At 65.8% G+C, this 21,487-nt stretch carries 19 protein-coding genes; 1 reads left to right on the top strand and 18 read right to left on the bottom strand.

Annotated features, from left to right (window positions below; translation table 11 throughout):
* From AB0M22_RS05815 to AB0M22_RS05765, 11 genes are all read right to left on the bottom strand, one after another.
* Positions 1-1,314, bottom strand: a complete 1,314-nt coding sequence (locus AB0M22_RS05815) for an aminotransferase class III-fold pyridoxal phosphate-dependent enzyme (protein ID WP_364721500.1) — start codon at positions 1,312-1,314, stop codon at positions 1-3.
* A gap of 47 nt (positions 1,315-1,361) precedes the next feature.
* Positions 1,362-2,114, bottom strand: coding sequence for an ABC transporter permease (locus AB0M22_RS05810; RefSeq protein ID WP_364721498.1), 753 nt, complete (start codon positions 2,112-2,114; stop codon positions 1,362-1,364).
* Positions 2,111-3,061: an ABC transporter ATP-binding protein gene (locus tag AB0M22_RS05805; RefSeq protein WP_364721496.1), complete on the bottom strand. Its 951-nt coding sequence runs from the start codon at positions 3,059-3,061 to the stop codon at positions 2,111-2,113. The genes AB0M22_RS05810 and AB0M22_RS05805 overlap by 4 nt, the downstream gene beginning before the upstream one ends.
* Positions 3,052-4,179: a serine hydrolase domain-containing protein gene (locus AB0M22_RS05800; RefSeq protein ID WP_364721494.1), complete on the bottom strand. Its 1,128-nt coding sequence runs from the start codon at positions 4,177-4,179 to the stop codon at positions 3,052-3,054. Before AB0M22_RS05800 ends, AB0M22_RS05805 begins: the two co-directional genes overlap by 10 nt.
* Before the next feature lie 46 nt (positions 4,180-4,225).
* A complete protein-coding gene (gene panC / locus AB0M22_RS05795) occupies positions 4,226-5,065 on the bottom strand; it encodes a pantoate--beta-alanine ligase (RefSeq protein WP_364721492.1) in 840 nt (279 codons plus the stop codon).
* A 195-nt stretch (positions 5,066-5,260) separates the two neighbouring features.
* Positions 5,261-5,833 (bottom strand): vWA domain-containing protein, encoded by a 573-nt coding sequence (locus tag AB0M22_RS05790; protein ID WP_364721490.1) that lies wholly within the window; start codon positions 5,831-5,833, stop codon positions 5,261-5,263.
* Positions 5,834-5,894: 61 nt separating this feature from the next.
* Entirely contained in the window at positions 5,895-7,466 is a 1,572-nt protein-coding gene (locus AB0M22_RS05785) for an Hsp70 family protein (protein WP_364721489.1), read from the bottom strand.
* A gap of 55 nt (positions 7,467-7,521) precedes the next feature.
* Positions 7,522-7,725, bottom strand: coding sequence for a hypothetical protein (locus AB0M22_RS05780; RefSeq protein ID WP_364721487.1), 204 nt, complete (start codon positions 7,723-7,725; stop codon positions 7,522-7,524).
* A 17-nt stretch (positions 7,726-7,742) separates the two neighbouring features.
* Positions 7,743-9,404, bottom strand: a complete 1,662-nt coding sequence (locus AB0M22_RS05775; RefSeq protein WP_364721485.1) for a hypothetical protein — start codon at positions 9,402-9,404, stop codon at positions 7,743-7,745.
* On the bottom strand, positions 9,404-11,836 hold the full coding sequence (locus tag AB0M22_RS05770; protein ID WP_364721483.1) for a hypothetical protein: 2,433 nt from the start codon (positions 11,834-11,836) through the stop codon (positions 9,404-9,406). Before AB0M22_RS05770 ends, AB0M22_RS05775 begins: the two co-directional genes overlap by 1 nt.
* Positions 11,837-11,839: 3 nt before the next feature.
* Positions 11,840-12,721: a hypothetical protein gene (locus tag AB0M22_RS05765; protein ID WP_364721481.1), complete on the bottom strand. Its 882-nt coding sequence runs from the start codon at positions 12,719-12,721 to the stop codon at positions 11,840-11,842.
* On the opposite strand from AB0M22_RS05765, the gene AB0M22_RS05760 reads away from it, so the two are divergent.
* The gene (locus AB0M22_RS05760) at positions 12,720-12,986 is read left to right on the top strand and encodes a hypothetical protein (protein WP_364721479.1); all 267 of its coding nucleotides are present in this window, start codon (positions 12,720-12,722) and stop codon (positions 12,984-12,986) included. The two genes, AB0M22_RS05765 and AB0M22_RS05760, sit on opposite strands and share 2 nt — an antisense overlap.
* A 55-nt stretch (positions 12,987-13,041) precedes the next feature.
* Here AB0M22_RS05760 and AB0M22_RS05755 read toward each other — a convergent pair whose 3' ends face one another.
* The 7 genes from AB0M22_RS05755 to AB0M22_RS05725 form a co-directional block, all read right to left on the bottom strand.
* On the bottom strand, positions 13,042-15,771 hold the full coding sequence (locus AB0M22_RS05755) for a fibronectin type III domain-containing protein (protein WP_364721477.1): 2,730 nt from the start codon (positions 15,769-15,771) through the stop codon (positions 13,042-13,044).
* A 4-nt stretch (positions 15,772-15,775) separates the two neighbouring features.
* Complete coding sequence (locus tag AB0M22_RS05750) at positions 15,776-17,371, bottom strand: Hsp70 family protein (RefSeq protein ID WP_364721475.1); 1,596 nt, start codon at positions 17,369-17,371, stop codon at positions 15,776-15,778.
* Between the two features lie 45 nt (positions 17,372-17,416).
* On the bottom strand, positions 17,417-18,037 hold the full coding sequence (grpE, locus tag AB0M22_RS05745) for a nucleotide exchange factor GrpE (protein WP_364721473.1): 621 nt from the start codon (positions 18,035-18,037) through the stop codon (positions 17,417-17,419).
* 93 nt (positions 18,038-18,130) lie between these two features.
* Positions 18,131-18,442: a LuxR C-terminal-related transcriptional regulator gene (locus AB0M22_RS05740; protein WP_364721471.1), complete on the bottom strand. Its 312-nt coding sequence runs from the start codon at positions 18,440-18,442 to the stop codon at positions 18,131-18,133.
* A 160-nt stretch (positions 18,443-18,602) separates the two neighbouring features.
* Positions 18,603-18,944, bottom strand: coding sequence for a hypothetical protein (locus AB0M22_RS05735; protein ID WP_364721469.1), 342 nt, complete (start codon positions 18,942-18,944; stop codon positions 18,603-18,605).
* Positions 18,944-19,594 (bottom strand): toll/interleukin-1 receptor domain-containing protein, encoded by a 651-nt coding sequence (locus tag AB0M22_RS05730; RefSeq protein WP_364721467.1) that lies wholly within the window; start codon positions 19,592-19,594, stop codon positions 18,944-18,946. Before AB0M22_RS05730 ends, AB0M22_RS05735 begins: the two co-directional genes overlap by 1 nt.
* Before the next feature lie 273 nt (positions 19,595-19,867).
* A complete protein-coding gene (locus AB0M22_RS05725; RefSeq protein ID WP_364721465.1) occupies positions 19,868-21,130 on the bottom strand; it encodes a helix-turn-helix transcriptional regulator in 1,263 nt (420 codons plus the stop codon).
* Positions 21,131-21,487: the final 357 nt, after the last annotated feature.

Here is a 21,487-nt window from a genome sequence, read left to right as displayed (position 1 = left end):
TCATCCCCGGACGTATTCGTCGGCGATGGACAAGGTTTCGTCGAGTAGGGCCATTCCCTCGTGGATCTCCGCCTCCTCGATGATCAGCGGTGGGCAGATCAGGATGATGTTCCAGTGGGTGAGCAGGTACAGGCCCTTGTGGAAGGCCGCGGCAGTGAGCCTCGACATCGGTTCGGACGCTGCGGCATCGGGGTTGTACGGGACCAGCGGTTCCTTGGTCTCGCGGTCGACGACCAGCTCGATGCCCCAGAAGCAGCCGCTGCCGCGGATGTCGCCGATCGACGGATGTCGTTCGGCCAGCTTGCGCAGCTCCGTTTCGATCAACGGTCCCAACTGATTCGAGCGTTCGATCAACCGCTCTTTCTGATAGACGCCCAGCACCGCCACGGCCGCCGCGCAGCCGACCGGATGGGCGCTGTGGGTCAGGCCGTACGGGAAGACCGAGTCCTGGAGCCAGCCGGAGAGCCGGTCGCTCACGGCGACGGCGGCCAGCGGCACGTAGCCGGCGGTGAGACCTTTTGCACACGTGATGATGTCGGGAACGACGTTCCACCGGTCGCAGGCGAACCAGCTTCCGGTGCGGCCGAAGCCGGTCATCACCTCGTCGAAGATCAGCAGGATTCCGTGCTCGGTGCAGACCTCGCGGATCGCCTCGAGGTATCCGTCCGGCGGGACGATCACGCCGTTGATGCCGGTGATCGGCTCGATGATCACGGCGGCCACGTTCTCGGCGCCTTCGTACTGGAGCAGCTCGCGCAGATGGGGCGCGCCCGTGCACACCGGGCACGGCGTGGGATGCCCTGCGGGACAACGGTATGTGTAGGGATCCAGCATGCGGACCACGCCGGGCATACCCGGCTCCCCCACCCAGCGCCGTGGCTCGCCGGTCAGCGTGAGCGCGCCCGCCGTGCTGCCGTGATACGAGCGGTAGCGGGCGATGACCTTGCTCCGGCCGGTGTAGGCGCGGGCCAGCCGGATGGCGGCCTCGTTCGCTTCGGTTCCGCTGCACGCGAAGAAGAACGAGTTGAGATCACCCGGTGTGACTTCGGCGAGCCGGTCCGCCAGTTCCTCGACGATCTCGATATCCCAGGGGCGGCCGAGAGTTGCCATCGTGGCCACCTGCTTCTGCACCGCCTCCTGGACCTCGGTGCGGCTGTGTCCCAGGTTGGCGTTGACCAGCTGGGAGCCGAAGTCGAGGTAGGAATGCCCGGCGGCGTCGAAGAATCGGCAGCCGTCGCCGCCCACGATCCGCGGTGGCGGTTGCACCCCCTGTCGCGACCACGACTGTATTACCCGCCCGCTTGACTCTGCCATTGGCGAGACACCTCCCGAATTACCTTGGTACTACTTGAATGTCGACCTCAGCGAATGGCGACGCGACGCTGCGTACCCGGGTCGAAGGCGAAGGTCGCGATGATCGACAGGACGCAGGCCCAGCCCGATAGCACGACGATGTTCGGCACGATGCTCGACAGCCCGCCGTTGTCCGCCAGCACCCGCTTCATGCCGTCGACCGCCCAGTACTGCGGGGTCAGCGGGGCGAGCGGGCGGTCCCAGGCCGGCATCAGGCGGACCGGCACGACGGCGCCGCCGACCGCGCCCATGCCGAGAACCACCAGCTGGCAAAGGTTTTGCATGGCAGAGACGTTGCGAGTCAGCGAGACCAGTACCAGGCCAAGGGAAATGGCGGTCCAGGCGATGGCCAGGATCAGGACGGTCAGCGCGAGCAGCGAACCGTTGATCGTCCCGCCGAACAGGAACCGCCCGGTGACGATCAACAACGCCATCTGCACCGCCGAGAGCACGAAGTACGGGATCGCGAGCTGAATCGCCATCATTCCCCGGGAGAGTCCGCTGGTTCGCACCAAACTCCAGGCGCCCGAGGCATGTTCGCGGTAGTGCGAGGTGCCCATGAACATCATCACGTAGAAGCCGAACATGATGGTGAAGCCGGGGACCGTCTGGTTCGCGCCCGCGCTGCCGGTGATTCCGGAGAACGCGTCGCTGAGCAGGGCCTGCATCAACAGCGGTGCGGCGAAGAGGAAGACGAACAGGGTGGGGTCCTGACGCCAGGTGGCCAGCTCTTTTCGGGCGAAGGCCCAGGTGATCGTCATGGTGTCGCCGATCTGGGCTGCTCGATGGCGTGTAGGAACGCGTTCTCCAAGGACGTCGGGACCAGGCGGACGTCCTTGATGGGGACGTGGCTCTCGTCGAGGACCCGGACCACGGCGGGCAGAATCTCCGCTTCTTGCGCCGCCACTCGAATTCGTCTGCCGTGCACCGTTATCCCGGTGTCGGGTAGGGCGTCGTGCAGCAGGGTCAGCACCGTCGGCGTCTCATCGCTGACGATCTCGCAGTACGGGCTGCCGTATTCGGCGACAAAGCTTTTCACGTCCGCGGTGACGATGATCGAGCCGGAGTCGAGCACACCTATTCGGTCGCACAGGATTTCGGCTTCCTCCAGGTGGTGGGTGGTGTACAGGATCGTCGAACCTTCGCCGCGCATCTCCCTGAGCAGGTTGTGGATGGCGTGACGGGAATCGATGTCGACGCCGCTGCTCGGTTCGTCGAGCACCATCAGGGGTGGTGAATGGACGATGCCCATGCCGATCGATAGTCGGCGGCGCTCACCGCCGGACAGGTGCGCGCCACCCCGGTCGGCGATCTGACTGAGACCCAGACGTTCCATCACCTCGGCCGCTCTGCGTTGCGCGATGGGGCGAGACAGGCCGCGGATGATCGCGGAGAAGCGGAGGTTCTGCCAGACCGTCATGGCCAAGTAGACCGTATTGTCCTGCGGGACATAGCCGATGTGGCGGCGGGCCTTCCGGCCGTGCTTGCGTACGTCGGTGCCGAATACCTGCACGCGCCCCGCGGTCGGCTTGACCAGACCGCAAATGATGTCCAGCGCAGTGGATTTGCCCGCGCCGTTGCGGCCGAGGAGGCCGAAGATCTCGCCGCGGCCGATCGCCAGGCTCATCTCGTTCAGGGCGAGGACCGAGCCGTATCGCTTGCACAGCCCGTCCACCGAGACGACCGGTTCGTCGGGGGTTACATCCATGACTGTCTCTCCACGATCGAGCGAACCAGATCGCGGTAGTGGACCGCTCGCCCGTAGCGCTGCGTCATCAGGACCGCGCCCACACCGGTGGGCACGTGGTAGACGAAACTGGTTGCGGCGCGGCCGAGCCAGCCGACGGTGCGTGCGTTCGGGTCCAGCGCCGCCCAGGTCGGATCGCTGCTCGGGACGTGGAGGCCATAGGAGAAGCCGTAGCCCTTGCCCGGAATGTAGTCCGGGCCGGTGCCGGCCAGGGGACCGATCTGATCGATGAAGAGTTCCTTGGTGATCGGGCCCAGGGCCGGAATCGACAGTCGGCCGTCGCGGTCGGGGGTGATCGCGCAGAGCAGTTCGGCGAAGTCGCCGACGGTCGAATAGGCGCCGGAACCGGCGGAGATCCATGCGGGTGTTTCCTGATGTGCCACAAGCCCGTTGGGTGTTCCCTCCGGCAACGGTTGGGCGACACGGTCCGGTGTCCGGACGCTGAATCCGGTGTCGCGCAGACCGAGTGGGCGGCAGACCCGCTGATCGATGATCTCGTCGAGGGGGCGGTTGTCCGCTATTTCGAGGATGCGGCCGAGGACGTCCATGGACATGCCGTATTCCCATACGGTTCCGGGGTCGGCGGCAAGGGGTTGCCGCGCGAGGAGGCGTACGGCATCGTCCAGTGTGTCTGTGCCGGTGCGGTGTTCGTACTTCTGCACCTTCGCCGCCGCGTAGTACGGCTTGATGTTGTCCGAGGAGTGGTAGCCGCCGCCGATCCCTGCGGTCTGCCGCATCAGATCCCTGACCAGCAGCGGACTGTTCGGCGGTCGCAAGGTTCCGTCGTGCACGCTCGTGTCCGCGAAGCAGGGCAGCCACTCGGCGACCGGGTCGTCCAGCCGGAGCCGGTCCTCTGCCACCATCGTGAGCGTCGCCAGCGCGGTGAATACCTTTGTCATGGAATAGATCCGGAAGATGGCGTCGCTCGGCATCGGACGCTCGCCGCTCGAATCGATGTCCCCGGTCGCGCGCAGATCGATGAGCGACCCGCCGGCCGTCACCGCGACCACGGCGCCCGGTATGCGGCGCGCTTCCACATCGGCCGACACGGCCGTCAGCAGTTCGGTAATCATGTCCATCGTCGCCTCCGCGCCCCCAGTGCATCCCGCCAGCCCCCGCCGCGGGCTAAACCTCCGTGTTGTCGATCAGGCGAGTACTCCCAACCCACACGGCAACCACGAGACGGTTACCCCGTTCGGCTTCACGAACCGGGTCCAGCGTCGCGCTGTCCACCAGCTCTAAATATTCGATCCGCCGCACACCCGCCCGTGTTAACGCTTTCCGCCCCTCGGCGAGCACCGCGTCAACCGACGCCCCCTCGCCCCGCAGCCGTGTCGTGAGCTCCGACAAGATCCGAAAAATCGACGCGGCAACCGGCCGCTGATCACCCGTCAAATAAGCATTCCTGGACGACAGCGCCAACCCATCCGGCTCCCGCACCGTCGCCACCGCCCGCACCTCCAACGGCAACCCCAGATCCCGAACCAGCGCCCGCATCACCACCAACTGCTGAAAGTCCTTCTCCCCCAAATAGACCGCAGTAGGAGCCAGAAAGATCAAAATCTTCCCCAGCTCCGTGGTGACCCCCGCGAAATGCGTAGGCCGCCCCACCCCACACAACACACCCGACAGCCGCGGCACCGCAATCGTCAGCCCGAACCCCGCCGGAAACAACTCCTCCGCCGAAGGCAACCAGGCAATATCCGCCTCCGCCTCCGCCAACAGCCCCAGATCCCGCTCCTCATCCCGCGGATAAGTCTCGAAATCCTCACCCGCCCCGAACTGCAACGGATTCACAAAGACCGAGGCCACCACCACATCATCCAGCCCCTTGGCCGCCCGAACCAACGCCAGATGCCCGTCATGCAGAGCCCCCATGGTCGGCACGTACCCGATACTTCTCCCCTGCGCACGCGGCTCAGCCAGCGCACGCTGAAGCTCCTCCCCACTCCTGACCACAATCATCGCGTCGATCCCTCAGCAGTACGACAAGCGACAACCGCCGCCACCAACGCGCAAAACCCCCCACGCTCTATACACCCCGCGATCCTAACAAGCAGGTTCAGCTCGCGTTCTCGAATCCGCGCTACTCAGAAGGGTTTTCGGGGGAACTCGGGCAGGCGCCCGGCCGCCCGATAGGGACCGACCGGGACCGGCCGGTCAACGCCTGCGTAGCCCGTTCGCGAGGTGCGCGATCTCCGCGGCGATGGTGTTCACCGTCGCCGTGCGCGGCTGCTCATTGACCTCGGTCGAGATCTCCTCCAGTGCCCGGGCCGATTCCCGGCCGAGACCGAGCGTGAGAATGCGGATGTCGTCGGCGCGCATGGCCGCAGCCTTCACGATCGCGCGGTCGCGGTCGCCCAGGTCGCCGTCGCCGAAGATCGCCACCACCCGGTCGATCTCGGCACTCCGGCCGCGCAGCAAGTCGTGCGCCGCCTGAAGCGCGTCGTTGATATCGGTGCCGCCGCAACTCGTCGCGCCGCCCAGGAATCGGATCACCGGCGACAGTTCACGTTTCGGCTCGATACTCGCCGCGATCGAATGGTTCCACAGCGTCACCCCGACTTCGTAGTGGGCCAGGATGGCTTCTTCGGCGAACTTCTTCGCGCCCTGCACCGCACTCTCGAGCGGGCTACCCGACATCGAACCGCTGACGTCGATACAGAGTATGACGACGCCGCCGAAACCCGCCTGGATCTTGCCGAGGTACGGCCCGACCGGGTACTGGGTCAACCCGGGAGATCCGTAGGCACGTCGTATCCATGTATTCACTCCGACGCCTTCCTTACGCGCATTACAAACGAACTTGCAGACCGGTGAGCACGGCCTTCTGGCGTACCGAATCCGTGGCGTCGACAACGCCTTCCATATGGGACTCCAGAACCAGGCGCCGCCCGCTCTTCGGCTCGGTCGCAACGCAACTGATGCGGCCGTCCGAGCCGATGTCGAACTCGATATCGATCGGTGAACCGGCCGGCAGCGGCGGCACGTCCACCAGTTCCCCGTCCAGCACGCGTCGGTTGTGGCGCAACTCGGGGGAGGCGATGGCGCCGGCCTGTTCGAAGACTTCCACGCGAATCCGGTCCTGCCCGTTCAGCAGGGTCGCGAATCGGGCACGTGCACCGCGAACAGGCAGGCCGGTATTCGCCTCGACGACATGGTTCACGATCCGACGGTCGCCGGACGGATCTCTGCTGTCGTGAAGGAGAATTCCCAGGGCGCGGGGCAACACGGTCCGGACCGGAGCCGCGAGCACGGGGCGGGTCCGGCCATCGCCCACGTGCCGGTCCGGCCGACGGCCGGCCGAAACCAGACTGTGCGCGTGCATGGCCGCGCCTTTCGCCACCGCCAGATCGGGTTCGAACACAGCGACGTCGACCGCGAACCGCGCTTCGAGCGCTGACCGGATCATCGGCATCCGGGTCGCCCCGCCGACCAGCAGGATCTGCTCCAGGCCGCCGGCGCCACGTGCCCGGGCGGCCGTGAGCGCGCGGTCGCTGACGGTCACGCAATTGTCGACGAGGTGACCGGCGGCCAGTTCGAACTCCGCCCTGGTGACCTGCACGGCCGAGCGCCGTCCCGCGTACTCGAGGGTTACCGGCATCGAATGCCGGGTGGTCAATCCGAGCTTGGCTTTCTCGGCCGCCGCACCGACCTGCTCCAGGAATTCGGTGTCGTCGAGCGCGGCGTCGGACACTTCGGCGTCCACCGATTCGGCGAACTTCGCCAGAATGATGTCGCCCAGCCGGTCGTTCCAATCCAGCCCGCCCAGTCGTGGATCACCATCGGTCACAACAACGTCCGGGCCATCCGCGGACATTCGCAGCACGGTCGTATCGAAGGTGCCGCCACCCAGATCGAAGACGAGGACGGTACCCGCCGGCGCGCGGCCGACACCATAGAATGCCGCGGCGGCAACCGGCTCGGCGACCAGGTCGATGAGTTCGAGCCCGGCCAGACTCGCTGCCTGCGCGGTCGCTTCGCGTTCGGTGACGCCGAAGTACGCGGGAACGGTGACCACAGCGGCCAATTCGTCCGGCCGGCAGCCGAGCGCCGCGGCCGCATTCGCCACGAGGGCCTTCAGGATCAATGCCGACGCCGCCTCGGGGGTGTACTCGTTCCCGTCGAAGGTCAGCGCGAATCGGGTACCCATCTGCCGTTTGATACCCCGCACAACGCGTTCCGGGTCGATGAGACCCAAACTCCCGGCGTCGGCACCGACCACGATCTGTTCATGGTCGAAGTAGAGGACCGACGGCGTCGTCGCCCGGCCGTCGGGTCCCGCGATCACCGTCGGCGACGCCGAACCGTCGAAGTGGGCGACAACCGAGAAGGTGGTGCCGAGATCGATGCCGATCGCAATCACGAAGCGCCGTCCTTACTGGATTCCGATGCGGAGAACGGGCAGGAGCCGGATCGCATCATTCCCACGGGTACGGCACCAGGTGCGCAATCTTGTACTGATATTCCTGCAACGTGTAGAGAGCGTTGTCCAGCGGCACTTGCCAGCGATCGCTCTGGTAATACACCAAGGCCAGCAAGGCGAGCACGACCAGCGCGCAGACGATCGCTCCGGCGACGGCTCTGCGCAGCACATTGACGGTCAAGGGCAGCGACGGATTCACAAGGGGTATCCATTCGTTCAGGACGGTTGGGCTTGGAAGACCGGCCGAGGACCGGATGCGGGGACCGGAATGAGGTCCACGTGCACCTGCTGGGTCAGCCAGTTCAGGATGTGGATCGGATGGCAGGGGTCGAGGACGGAGTGCTCCATCGAGTCGGCCAGGAAATAGCGGACCTGTTTGAAATCCTGTCGCGCGCGGGTGACCAGATTGTCCAGACCGCGGTCGACCAGCCATTTCGAGATCGATTCCGGCGCACCGGGATCGAGTCCGCCGTCCACGGCGAGCCGGCGTAGGTCGTCTACCTTCGTCACCACGATGCCGAGTGAGCGTTTCGTCGTCCGCAGACCCGCGGAGCGCAGCAACTCGATGGTGATCGAGTACGAATCCTCCGGATTGCTGGTACCCACCACGAGACCGGCGGCGTCCGGATCCGGGAAGGCGGCCCGCAATTCATCGGTCGAAAACGGATCGACGACGAACAGGAGGGTTTCGGCCGAATGCAGATAATGCAACGACGCGGCGCCGTCCTTGATCGAGAAGTGCTCGCCCGCGGCATCGAGCAGGTGCAGCTCGAACGGGCGCCCCTTCACTGGTTCGACCAGGATCGCCAGGGCTTCCGGACTCGGTCCGTGCGCGGTCTTGACGGTGTGCTGACGCGTGTCGATCACCTTCCTGGCGCTTTCGAGTTCGGCGCTGGAGTGGTCGTCGAGCGGCGTGATCCGGTTGGTGTCGGTGGCGTACACGTCGTACAGGCCGATCGCGGCCGCGAACAACAGCCGGGTCTTACCGACGCCGACCGCGCCGAAGGTGGGTACCTGGATCGTTTGCCTGCTGCCGGTGCCCTCGGGCATGCCGTGATCGCACCGTGGGCAGACGATGTTCTTCCGCAGGGCCCAGCCGGAAGCCCGGGTCACCATGGTCGGCAGCACCGCCGAGCATTCGCAGCGGTGCCACAGCACGCCGAGCCTGCTCGGCCGCAGATCGCGATGCACGATCGAACAATCGGTGCACCGATAGCTCGGCAATGGCGTCACCCCATAGCATTTGACACACCTGATCGACAGCCGGAATACCCGGCGTATCACCGCGTCCGCCGCGCGGAGCAGCTCGATCGCGACGAATTGCAGCAGCCAGCCGGTCAGCACGAACGCGGCACACACGAGCACGATGAACGCGGTGAACGCCGTGAAGGAGAGTGCGAACACGGCATGCGGCAGGACGCCGAGGACCACGTAGAGGCCGCCGCGCACCGGAGTTCGGCACTCGGACCGCACCCGCTGTGAGTTGCTGGTCAGAAATTTCGCGGCCGCGTTCGCCGCGTCCGCGATGTCACGCCGCGCTTGAAAGGGGAGGTAACGGGGCCAGGCCCGATCCCAGCCGAAGTATCGGGACTCCCCCCGGGGCGGCCTGCCGAACCATCCGTGATCCGCGATGTCGGCAGGGGTCAGCGTCCGGGCGGTACGGCTTCCCGCAGTAAGAAAGTCACGCACCATGACGACCGAGGCACAGGCCATCCCCGCCACCAGGGCGAGCACTGTGACCAGCGGATAATAGAGGAGAATCAAATACGAGAAGATGCGCAGAGTGGTCGTCAGCGCGATCCAGATCGCCATGACCGCCAGGACGACGCCGATCACTCCGGCGATGACGGCGCCGGCCGCCTCGCTGCTGTCCGCCATCAGTGTTTGTCCTTCCTGAATTTGCGGATCGACAAGATTTTGCGGGACTGCCGCGTGGGGCCCGGTTCGGTTTCGGACATTTCTTCCACGAGCTGCCCCCACAGTGGCCGGCTGCGCCGGTCGAGGACATCGGCCGCCTCGATTGCCCGTTTCTTGTTGTTGCCGTTACGAATCCAGTCGGCGAACGCGCGCAGTACCTCGTTTTGCATCCAAGCCAGCACATCGCTCGACCCGTAGAGATAGAGCAGCCGCGGGGCGAATCCCCGGAGATCGCGTTGCAGGTGCGCGATCACGCTCCGGTAGAACTCGACTCGCAGATTGTGGGAGCGGGTTGCGGTCAGATACCGGCTGACGCCGGCCAGGTCGTCCTGCTGCATCAGATGATCGGCGATGGTGTGGCGGAAGTAATCCCGAAACCGCCGATCGACGGTCTCCAGGCTGCCGATCGCGGGGCTGGGAAGTTCGAATCGCTGTTGGTAGAGCGCCGCCAAGACCTGTTGTGCGCGAACGTATTCCCCGGCGATATCGGCAAGGGCCGGCGGCAGATTCTGGAACAGGCGGATGTGCTCGAGCAGCACGACGGTATCGCGGGAAAGCTCGTCGTCGATCGCCGATTCGACGAGGCCGGCGAAGGCGGGATCGCGTAGCGCGGCCGGATCGGCGGAGATCCATACGCCGAGCAAGGCCGGATCGGCCGGCCGCGCCGCGGTGAAGAACAGCGTCCACTCCGGCGCCGTGGCGTTGTGCAGATATTCGGCCAAGACCGCGCCGCGCCGCGCATACGGCGCCGAGGCCACCGCGGCGGCGGCGAGTGCCGCAGTAACGACGGACGACGAAGAGCCGTATCGATCCGCGTGCGACCGGAGCCAGTCCCATCGACCGGACATCATCGCACTGTGCAGGGCGCCGTCCTGGGCGCGGATGCGCGACTCCAATTCCTGCCAGAGCAACGACTCGATCTCGGCATAGAACGCGGTGCGACCGCTGTCGGAAATAGCGTCCGGATAGCTGGCCCAGTAGTGCACCAGCCGCTCCCCCGGCCCGCACACGGCGGTCCAGCGAACTCCGAGGCCGAGTGTCGGAATGATGGTGAACAGCGAGGCGAGCGACAGATCCCGTGCGCTGTCGAGTGTCTCGAGCAACAGTTGCATGGCACGCTGCTGCGCTTCGGCGCTCATCCATCGCGCCCGGACGGCGTCGCCGGCCTCGGTTTTCGCGATCGACTCCGCCCATCGCACACCGTAGGTATCGGGGTAGAGCCGGGCGCCCTCGAGCATGGCCAGGGTCAGCGCCTCGGCGGCGTCGTGCTGGCGGCGTCGGCGGAGCACGGTAACCGCGCGGTGCAGCGCGCCCGGGTCGTCCGAGGCGGCCGGACGGATCGTCAGGACGGTCTCGGCCAGCGCACTGCCGTACTCCTCCATGTCGTCCGGCTCGTGCTCGGCGATACTCGCGAGTGCCTCGGCGATGATCGAGGCATCGGCCGCCGCACCGATCGGCAGCTCGAGGCAGACGATTCCGGCCAGCGTGGTCGCGGTGTCCGGCGAGCTGAGATGCGGCTGCCAGCGGCGTCCGAGCTCGATCGCCTCGAGCGAGTCGAACGCGTCGTACTCGAGGAACCAGCGCGAATAGGTGACGGCGGTTTCCGACGGCGTGATGCCGGACGTGCGGAACGAAGCCAGGTCTACCCCGTTGAGCGCCGGCGGGAGTTGTTCGATCGCCGGCGCCGCGCGGGTCAACTCGGGATGGAACACCGCGATCGAGATGTCATCCGCGAGCGGCGTTTCGGTGAAGACCCGGAACGACAGATCGAGTACGGCGCCGATGTCCAGGAACAGGCTGCCCAGCGCGATCCACCGGATGGCCTGATGGACATCGGTCGCCGAGACGACGATCTTCTTCCGTTGTGCCCCGGCCGCCTCCTCGAAGGCGGTCAGCAGCTTCGGCAGGAACTCCTCGATATCCGGCTGCGCGCAGGCCATGGCATGCAGCGCGGCGGGCTGATAGTCCTCGGCGACATGCAGCGGCGCGGCCACCGTATCCAGCCGCAGCGATTCGGCCGGCCGCGCGCGCCAGGCGTCGGAGCGGAACAGCTGAGCCGGGCGGGACGGACGGATGTCGTCCGGGTCGTCGGTCACCAGGCAGTGGGTAAGCTGATTTCCCTCGCGCCCACGACTGTCCCGGCCCGCGTATCGGCCGACCGCGATGTAATAGCGTCCGCGAACTCTGTTGTAGGTGAACGACAATGGATGCGCGTCGACCGGGGTGCTGGCCGCCATCAGTTTCGGGCTCGGCCGATAGAGCAGGTGGGCCAGCACGGCCTGTTCCATCTCCGGCGTGGAATCCGGGCTCTCGGCTTGGAACTGCATGCCTTCCCGGCCGTGCACCGAATGGTCTGCTCGGCATTCTGTGTACAGCAGTGAACTGAACGCCATTGCCTATTGCCCCTTGCCGGTATCGACGATGCCCCGGTTGGCCATGAGCCACAGCAGCGGTTCGCTCACCCGGTGCGGGCGCACACCGCGAACGTCGGTGGAGCCCGTTCGATAATCCGGTTCCGCGCCGAGCGCCGAGACCGCGAAGAGCCGGAAGGTCCGGTAGTTCAACTCCAGGTGCCGGAGGACGTCGTCGCCACCCCATTCGTCGATGAGTCCGGCGACGTGCTGATGGATGTCGCGCGAGTCGTCGTCGTCGAAATGCGGAGCCGACGGTGACGGCCTGCGGATCGGGCTGTCCGGCGGGATTTGATCGTAGAAGGCATCGATCTTCGTCACCGCGACCGCGAGCGGGCGGGCGATCTTTCGGTTGTGCCGGACTCCGTCGGCCGCCCGGAGCATCTCGGTGACGTTCGACAGCACCTGGACCGGATGGTCGGGATCGTATCGATCCGCCACGCCGCGAGCCGCGGCCCGCTTGGCATTACCGGCGATCTGAAACGGATCGATGACCACGATCAAGCCGTCCGCGGCGGCCAGGTACTGCTGATCCGTGGCCGAACCCGTGGTCTCCAGATCCTCGCCGGCTGTGTCGTAGAACGACAGCGCCGTCGAGGCGATCCGCCGGATACCGACGCCGTTGCGCCGTTCCTGCTGCCAGTCGATGACCACCGGCGTCCGTGCCTGGTCCACCGACGCGCGCGCGGTCAGTTCGGGCAGCTTGCCTTCATCCATACCGTGCCGCCAGGCGCGGACATCGTTGATCATCGGCGATTCGCCGACGAAATACGTTGCCGCGCCGAATCTTCGGCGGGTGGGTTCCTGGAGTTCGCTCACGAGCACCGTGAGATAGACGGTCTTGCCCGCGGATCGAGTACCGACCATGCCGAACATCGGACTGCCCGAGCCGAATGCCGACGGCAGAACCGATCGGCACGCCGGGCACACCCGGGTTCCCGCGTTTCCCGCGCACTTCGGGCAGCGAGCGCGCTGGCCGGAGCGGAACAACTTGTGCGGTGAGGGGAACGCGAGTTGCACCGGCGTCGAGTCGTGCAGCTGGCGAACCCGCTCCCGATCGACCTCGGGCTGGCAGGCCGTCATTCCCGGCGCCGGTCGGCCGCTGCATCGAAACATGATGCTGTTCAGTTGAATTCGGTGATAGCAGTACGGGCAGGCTGCTTTCCCGGTGAGGTGTGCGAGCACCATCAGCGGCCTTTCAAAGTGTCGGACGGCGGGTCGGCGAGGGTGAGCGTCTCCGGTGCCTCGGCAAAACACCGCACCCAGAACGGTTTCGGCAATTTGGGCAGCGGCACCGGCACGATCTGCGGTTCACCCATCGGTATGTCGAGCGGAATGCGCTGCACCACACAGTTTTCGGACATGCGCTGCGGTAGATAGGCGCCACTTTCGGCATGGACGACGACAACGGCACCGCGGGTCTCGGTGTCGGCGGTGAACTCGATCTGCAGTGGGCCACGGCCGATCAGCCGCGGCGGCCACAGCATGCGGTATCTGGCGGTCAGGGTCGCTCCGCTCAGCTGTAGCAACACTTCCGGGGACGACCAGCGTCCTTCCGCGGACTCCACGATGCTCGCGAGCCGGATCTGCACCGCACCGGGACCGACGGAAATGCGCATTCCGCCATTGCGGATGTACTCGGGCCGGCTTATCCGGGCGCTTCCCCGGTGGGTGCCGGCCGACCACACCGCTTCGACGCGGTAGTCGGCGCGCGGCCACAGCCAACTGACGACGGCCTGATCGCCGAAGCGTTCGACGCGAGGCTCGGTCACCGGTTCGCAGACGGCCAGCGAGGCCGACCGCCCCACCAGCGCGGCCGACTGGTCCGGCGTGATCGCGAGATAGTGGCACAGGCCCGCCGGCACGGTGCCGGTCAGCCGCTCCAGGTCGCCGTCGCGGCGCAGCACACCCGGCAACCTCGACCCGCCGGCGGCGGTCAACGCGGAGTATTCGACGGTGGAGCCGAAGGCCCAGCCCGGGCTGCTCGGAAAGCGCCAGACCTCGATATCCGTGCCCGCCTTCGCGGTCCACTCCGCGACCACCTCGGCCCGCGCGTCGACGAAGCGGACGGGACGAACGCTGAGCTCGGTGACCGGAGCGGCCTTCAGCCGGGGCACCGCGCGCACCCGGACGGGCGCCGCGGCCAGCGCCTCCCCGTTGGCGCCGATGTACTCGGCGGTGAGATCGAAGGTGTAGGTTTCCGACGTCCGCAAGCCCTCGGCGACAAAGGAATTCGACGCGCGCGGCGACAGCGTGCGCTGCCTGCCGTCGGGGTCGGTGCGGACAACCGCGGTGCGGGCCGCGCCGACCGGCGAGATCCACTGCACGCCGATGCTCGTCGGATCGGTGGTCACCACGACATCGCGCACCGGTGGCAGCAACACGATCTCGGCGGTGGTCACCGGTGACGCCTCGCCGCCTCGGCGGGCGGCGACGCCGTACCACAGGCGTTCGGCCACCGGGGCGCCGGAATCGACGACCTCGGTCGACGGAGTGGCCGAGATCGCGACACCGTCGCGGATATCCCGGGGCGCGGAACCCGCCTTCCGCACGACCTCGTACACCGTGGTCTCGTCGGCGCCGGAACTCTTCGGCCAGAAGATGCGAACGCTCTGCTCCGGCACCGCCGGCGGGAAATCGGGCGCGAGATTGAGCGCACTCGGGGGTGCGGGCGGCAGCGATGCGATCAGCCGGGCCAGCGAATCGTCATCGTCTGCCAGTGCGCCGGCCTGCGCGAGCAGCTCGGTGGCCGCGGTGATCCGGCCGTCGTGCAACGCTTGCTCGGCCTCGGCGCGTAGTCGCGAAACCTGTTGCTCGGTCTTGGTGAGCGCATCCAAGGCCTTGTCCATGGCCTCGGTACCCGCGTGCGCCTCCACATTGGACAGTGCCGAATACAGCGCACGCGCACCGCGCAGTTTTCCCTCGGTCAGCAGTTCGATCACGCGATCGGGGGTGTCGCGACCGCTCCGGGTGGCCGACGCATCGACGCAGTGCATGACGATGCGGGCGGCATCGATCCGATCGAGTCCCTTGTCCGCGAGCGCTTGGATGGCGAGCAGGGCGATGCCGCCCTGCAGGACCTCCCTGGCGAGCTCGATCAGTTGCACGAGCGCGAGTTCGGCTGGATCGAGCCCTTTCGTCTGCGCGTCCCGCAGGGCGTGCAGCAGCTTTTTGACCGCCTCGACCTCAGTGCCCGCCCGCTTGTCGCACGCGTCCAGGGCCTGCCGGAGGGTCCCCGGGTCGGGCGGGCGCAGGCCCGAGCAGGCGAAACCGCCGATCAGCCGGAAGTTCTCCGGTGGAGTCTCGAAGAAGACCGCGTCCAGCACGGTCCGGAGGTTGACCGTCGAATTCCATTCGCGGCGAACGGTGGCCGGCAGCCCCGCCTCCGGTTCGGTGAACTCGTCGACGAGGGTCAGCGCGACCGATGACTCGAGACAGGCGGTCAGGTCGGTATCGGACAGCCTGCTCAGCAGGCCGTCGGTGGCCGCGGCGGCCTTCACCTGGGCGAGGGTGACGACGCCGAAATCGCGGTACTGGTGCTCGAGCAGCTTGGCGACTTCGGCGAGGGCAGTTCGCGACTGCTGCGTGCGTTGCGAGCGCCATTTCTGCCAGAAGCCCGCGCTCGCCAGATCTCGGTGCTTCTCCGCGAGCAGGCCATCGAGGTTGCTACAGAACTTGGCCACCTCTTTGACATTGCTGCGCTGCATATTGACGTTCCACCACAGCCGGACGTCGCGGACGCGCTCCGCGACCTGCGCGTCGCTCATTCCCGGATCGATGGCGTACACCAGTGCCAGATCGAGCTTTACCGGGAAATCGGCGCCGTTGTTCAGCTCCGCGATCCCGTTGGTCAGGTCGGTGAGGTGGGCCTTGCGAAGCGGAATGAGGACGGTGCTCTTATAGGTCGAGGCATCCACTGAACTAAGACTCCAACACGAGTTCCCGAATCATCTGCTTCGCCGATTCGACGTCCTCGGCCTGCAATACGCTCACGCTCACCTTCAACGTGAGTCGCTTACCCGACCGCGGCTCGACCGCTTCGATGCTGGCCAGGCCCTCGGCGTCGATCGACACGGTGATCTGGATCGGCGAGTCCTGTGGCAACGGCGGCAGGTCGCTGATCACGGCGCCGCCGTCGGGGGTGATCTCCCGGTTGTCGGACGGCAGCCGGGATTCGACCTCCCCGCCCTGCTCGAAGATCCTGATCGTCACCTCGGTCTGATCTCGGCTGAAGGTGTAGGCCGTGATGGTTTCTTGCAGCGGCAGCTCGTCGTTCTTGTGCGCGAGAAAGCCGATGTACACCTCCGGCTCGGCGCCCGAGGCGTCCACGAACTGGATGCCGAGCCCCTTGGGCAGCACGTTGGTGATCCGCCGTGGCTCGCTGGTGCGAGTCCGTCCGTCGAGCCCGAATCCGCCGGCACCCGTGGGCTTTCCGTCGATCGAGCCGCGCTCCTGCTCGGACAGTGCCGCGTACATCGCGGCGCCTTTCGCCACCGAGAGATTGGGATCGGACAACCGAGGTTCCCAGCCAAAGTGTTGCCGGAGCATCGACGTGACCGCGGGCATCTGGGACGAGCCGCCGACCAGGAGCACCTCGTCGATGGCGACGCCGGGATCCTTCGCCCGGGCCGAGGCCAACGTGCGATCGACGATGTCCTTGGTCTGCTGGATCAGCCCGCTGGTCAGCTCCTCGAATTCATCGCGGGTGATATCGAGCTTGGCGCGATGATCTCCGTATTTCAACGAGATCGTCGCGCGTTCCTTCTTGGACAGCGAGATCTTCGCCTTCTCCGCCTCCTCGTAGAGGCCCTGCGAGAAATAGTCGTCGTCCATCGGATCGTCACTCATGCCGGTCGCGGCGATGAACTTTTCGTTGATATGGCTGACGAACCGATCGTCCCAGTGCGTGCCGCCGAGCTTGCGATTCCCGTCGATCGCGACCACCTCGAGCGCCTCCGGGGAAACCTTGAGAATCGTGGTGTCGAACGTGCCGCCGCCCAGGTCGTAGATCAGAATCGTCTTCCGCTGGTCCCTGAGTTTGACGCCATAGGCGAGCGCGGCCGCCACCGGTTCGGTGACGATGCCGATCACATCCAGACCGGCGATCTCGCCGGCCTGCCTGGTCGCTTCGCGCTCGCGGATGCCGAAATACGCCGGCACCGTGATGACCACGCGCTCGGCCTTCACCCCGGTTCCCTCCTCGGCGTATTTGACGAGGGCCTGCAGAATCAGGGCGGATATCGACTCGGGACTGTGTTCCCGGCCGTCGAACTCGAGCGGGTGCTTCTCGCCCATGTACGCCTTGATCAGGGTGACGACACGCTCCGTCTCCACCTTGGCCGCGTTCTTCGCCTCGTGACCGACGACGATGTGGTTCGTCTCGCGTTCGAAGTACACCGCGGACGGCGTCGTCGGCAAACCGTCCGGGTTGTTGATCACGAGCGGCTGCCCGAAATCGTCGATGTAGGCGATGGCGGAAAAGGTGGTGCCGAGATCGATGCCGAAAATGTCAGTCACGGGTGGTCCGATCGTTGCGTTCTGTGTTCGAAAGGGGTGGCGGTATCAGTTCTCGGTGTATTTCCACACCGAGACTTTCGCGTAGATGATCGGCTTGTCCGAGGTGATGTTCCGAAAACCCTGGTGATAGATCTCGCTCACCCGTTCGTGCTGCGCTTCGACATCGGTTCCCACCGTTCGGCACGATTGATGGATTCGCCGGTCGAACGGATCGCCGGCCTCGACGCCGATCGTCACAGCGCCGAGTCCCTCGAGGATGTCCTCGACCCGCGCCGCGAAGGTAAGGAAATCCTCGGCGGTGGCGCGCGTTGCCTCGGTGTCCCCGATCTCACGAATATGCTGCACGTTACGGAAGCATTCGCCGTGGAGTTCGGCGAGCGCCTTCATAACCGGCCGCAAGCTCGCCCGCAGGAGGTCGCCCTCGAGGACCGCGACGCGCTCGTGCATTCGTTTGTTTATCGCCTCGAGGCCCTCTGATCGATCGTTGAAACGGCGGATCTCGTCGGTCAGGTCTCGCAGGATCTTTCCGGGCGCCGGAAAGCGGTCGGCATCATGCGAGTCGCCGATCGGCGCTTCCGCGCAGCTCACTGCCTCGCAGCTTTCTGGGTGGGTCACTTTTCCGCTCTCGTCTCGTTTTCCGGCGTGCGTCGGGAACTGCCCGTGCACCGACCGTAGCCATTGCCGGTGGATTTGGCTGTAGGGCATTCGACGGACATACGGGCCCGGACGAGCAGGTCCGGGCGGTATCGGTGGGGCAGGCTACAGATCGTCGATATCGATCAGCGCGTCCTGGAGCGCGCGGGCGACCAGGCTCGCCTTGGTCGGCGCCGGCCGACCGGCCGCCGCGTACTTCTCCCGAATTCTCGACAAATGGGTGCTGATTGTTCCTTGCGATATGAACAATCGACGACCGGCCTCAGGCTTGGAGTCCGACCTGATCCAGGTGAGTAGGACCTCGAGCTCACGCGTGGTGAGTACGGGACGTTTGCTGATATTCGGCATGCCTGGCATATGAACTTCTTCGTATCTCGATGTATTGATCATGAACATTTCTTCGGAGATATCGCGCATGCGTCACCACGGACCGAATACCTGGGCATACATCCGTCGAACGAGCAGAATGGCTGAGGCCGCGCGGGATCAGCCGGCGCCGCAACGACTTCGGACGGTTGTCCGGGTTATCGCGGCGGCCGGCTGCCCGTCGATCACTGCACCGTTCGGCCGGTCCGAGTCAGAACCAACGCTGCTTCACGTCGCGGACGCAGACGCGAAGCACTATGCCGGTGATGATCACGAGCACGAAAAATATCAGGGCCCGCGTCAGATCCCCGGAGTCCTCCGAGACCCCGGTATAGGCGGATTGTCCGTACATGGAATATCCGACGTCGGCGACCAGCAACCCCACCAGGGCGATCCACGCCCAGACGCGCCGCGGGTGCGGTTGTGTCGTATTCGTGGTTATTCGTACGCGTTGATTTCTGCCATAATTCGCAAAGGCCTGACTGTTGTTGTTCGCACTGTTTACCTGGTTCGAGGGGCCCGGATTCTGGCCCGGTCCGGTCGGTTGCGTCATCACAGCCTCCCTCGGCGTGCGTTGCCGATGCGGACGTCCTGGTCCCGGCCATTGTTGGTGATGACGTTGCTTCCCTTGTCCGCTCGGTTGATCTGGGTGGGGTGAATACCTTTCGTCGACGCGTCGCTGTCGCCGGCATGCGGTCGACTGTCCGGCGCCAGCCGGTCGATCAACCCACTGATGTCCGTGTCCAGCGTCCGATGCCTGATGTTCCAGAACTGCGACTGCGCCAGTGCCCGAATATCGACGGGAAGCTGCCCGGGGGACGGGAGCGGAGTGTCGTCGAGCAAGACCGGTATTACGGGTACACCCCGTTCGTACGCAGTACGGATTTCGAATCTGACCCAGTCTCGATCGTTGTCGATCCGGCGGTTGCCGTGGCCATCGGCGGCCTCGAGCCAGTGCGGTCCAATTATGGCGACGAGCGTTTCACAATCTTCGAGCGCCGCCCGGATTCGATCGGCGTATAATGCCCCGAGCTCGATCGAATCGTCGTCCCGAAAGACGTGGGTGCGGCTGATCCGCGCGGCCATCTGCTTGGAAATCTCGGTAACCGCGAATGCGCTGTCGGCTATGCGATAGCTCAGAAATATAGACTTCAAAAGGGGTGCTCCTTGGAAACGATCGGAACGAAGAATGTGACACGCCATTCTCCGCGCTCGGTCGAGAATCGCATACGGCTATCGGTGAATATCCCGTAACGATTCGAGCGACTTTGCCGGCTGTTCGGTTTTAGTTTTGCTTCCGAACGGTCGGCGGCGGACGGTGCGCATTGATCCCATCAATAATTCGAGTCTCGATCCGTTGGGCAACTCCCCGCGAGATGAATCCGGTTCGGCGGTTTGTTCCAGAATGCAGCCCGCGCCGGGTCCGCGACAGGGGTTGCCTGTTGCATGCTCGAACCGGCAACAGGCAACCGGCGGTCAGCGTTTGGCCAGCGTGTCCATCAACGTGGGCTGGACGCGATCCAGCACCGGATGGTCCCGGAAGCGGCGAACCGTCCGGGCGAAGTCGTGCAGGTCGGAGCGGATGGTCACAGAGTCGACCGCGCGGATGATGCCGAGCAGCGGCTCGATCAGCTCACATGCCCGGCCAGGATCGCCGAGCGCGGCGTAGACCAGCGCTTGCCGCGTGCCGAACCGCGCGCGATCGCGATCGGATTGTCCGGTGGCATTGGACATTCCGTCGTCGAAGAGCCGGGCGGCTGCCTCGAGGTTGCCGAGATCGTAGTGACACCAGGCCTCGATCAGCAGGGAGCGGCCGTCCAACGCCGAAGGCCCGAGATGATCGTCGGCACCCATGCGATGCGCGTGCTCCCAGAGTTCCGCCGCTCGCTCCAGCGCGCGCATCGCGTTCGACTGATCCGATCCGATGGCGTAGCCCTGCGCCGCGCCGAGTGCCGCGAGCCAGCGGATCCGCGGATTGATCGCACTGTTGTCGAGCACCTGCTCGGTGAGTCCGACCGTCGACGACGAGTCGGCGCGGTACAGGCTCAGCACGGCCTTACGCACGAGCGAGTAGCTCGTCATGCTGGTGTCCCCCGCGGCAGTGGCGAGACCGACCGCGTGTTCGGTCCACCACGCGGCCCCCACGTCGTCGCCGCACTCCTGAGCCATCCATCCGGCGAACTCGGCCGTGCGCGCGGCGTGGTGCAACAGTTGTGGCCGGTGCTGGTGCGAACTCTGCCGCGCCGCGGTGGTCGCGGCGTGCGCCTGGGTCACCGCAAGCGGCAGCACGATGCTCGGGCTGGTGGTCCGGCCCAGCCGGCGGGTGTGGTCGAACACCGCCACCAGCCCGGGGATCAGATCCGCGGAGAATCCGGCCATCGGGGGCACGGTGGTAACCGGCGGCCCAGGCGTATCGCCGATCTCGAAGGCGCCGGAGCCGTCGGACCGCAACCGCAGGGACCAATCCTCCCCACCCCGGACGTCCGGGGTGGGGCTCGGGCGAGGACCCGTCGCGGCAAGGGCGACGAGACTGCCGTCGGCAGACAGGACGGAGTCGCACACTCGGGTCAGCGGCGCGATCGGCGACACGAGGCCGTTCTCGATCTTGCTGAGATGGCCTTTGCTGTAGTGGACGAGGTCGGCGAGTTCGTCGAGGGTCAGACCTCGTTTCCGGCGGAGCTTGCGCAACTCCTGGCCGAATCGAGAGTCGACCGCCGGGTCTGACCGCGTGGATTTCATGGCTGACTCGTATCCAAAGTGCCCGGTCGTCCGGCACGACAGTGCCCGGAGTCGGACGTTCGACTGACTTGCGCACACGTCCCCCGTGTGCCTGAGTATTAATATGCTATCTGTTGCTGCGAGCGTACTGGTATATGTTCACGATCGCATTCGAATTGCGCCGTCCGACATGGGGCCGCAACCGCACATGCTCGCTGCCCTGGCGAATCCCAAAGCGACTGGTCGGTTTTCATCTGGCAGGGCGCCTCTGCGGTGATGTCTAATGTGTCCGCCGCATAGGCGGGTTTCGCTCACCTATATCCATGTCGACATCCCCCGATATCCCGGCAGCCGCGTTGTTGCGCGCCATAGCCGGGC

Origin of the sequence: Nocardia sp. NPDC051756 (assembly GCF_040681495.1) — a bacterium.
Classification (GTDB): Bacteria; Actinomycetota; Actinomycetes; order Mycobacteriales; family Mycobacteriaceae; genus Nocardia.
This window is presented reverse-complemented; position numbering and strand designations above follow the sequence as displayed.

What these genes read in the sequence shown, in the direction of transcription:
- AB0M22_RS05815 (WP_364721500.1), bottom strand. Translation starts at nt 1,314, where the DNA reads ATGGCAGAGTCAAGCGGGCGGGTAATACAGTCGTGGTCGCGACAGGGG.
- AB0M22_RS05810 (WP_364721498.1), bottom strand. Translation starts at nt 2,114, where the DNA reads ATGACGATCACCTGGGCCTTCGCCCGAAAAGAGCTGGCCACCTGGCGT.
- AB0M22_RS05805 (WP_364721496.1), bottom strand. Translation starts at nt 3,061, where the DNA reads ATGGATGTAACCCCCGACGAACCGGTCGTCTCGGTGGACGGGCTGTGC.
- AB0M22_RS05800 (WP_364721494.1), bottom strand. Translation starts at nt 4,179, where the DNA reads ATGGACATGATTACCGAACTGCTGACGGCCGTGTCGGCCGATGTGGAA.
- panC (WP_364721492.1), bottom strand. Translation starts at nt 5,065, where the DNA reads ATGATTGTGGTCAGGAGTGGGGAGGAGCTTCAGCGTGCGCTGGCTGAG.
- AB0M22_RS05775 (WP_364721485.1), bottom strand. Translation starts at nt 9,404, where the DNA reads ATGGCGGACAGCAGCGAGGCGGCCGGCGCCGTCATCGCCGGAGTGATC.
- AB0M22_RS05770 (WP_364721483.1), bottom strand. Translation starts at nt 11,836, where the DNA reads ATGGCGTTCAGTTCACTGCTGTACACAGAATGCCGAGCAGACCATTCG.
- AB0M22_RS05760 (WP_364721479.1), top strand. Translation starts at nt 12,720, where the DNA reads ATGCCGAACATCGGACTGCCCGAGCCGAATGCCGACGGCAGAACCGAT.
- AB0M22_RS05765 (WP_364721481.1), bottom strand. Translation starts at nt 12,721, where the DNA reads ATGGTCGGTACTCGATCCGCGGGCAAGACCGTCTATCTCACGGTGCTC.
- AB0M22_RS05740 (WP_364721471.1), bottom strand. Translation starts at nt 18,442, where the DNA reads ATGCGCGATATCTCCGAAGAAATGTTCATGATCAATACATCGAGATAC.
- AB0M22_RS05735 (WP_364721469.1), bottom strand. Translation starts at nt 18,944, where the DNA reads ATGACGCAACCGACCGGACCGGGCCAGAATCCGGGCCCCTCGAACCAG.
- AB0M22_RS05730 (WP_364721467.1), bottom strand. Translation starts at nt 19,594, where the DNA reads ATGGCGTGTCACATTCTTCGTTCCGATCGTTTCCAAGGAGCACCCCTT.
- AB0M22_RS05725 (WP_364721465.1), bottom strand. Translation starts at nt 21,130, where the DNA reads ATGAAATCCACGCGGTCAGACCCGGCGGTCGACTCTCGATTCGGCCAG.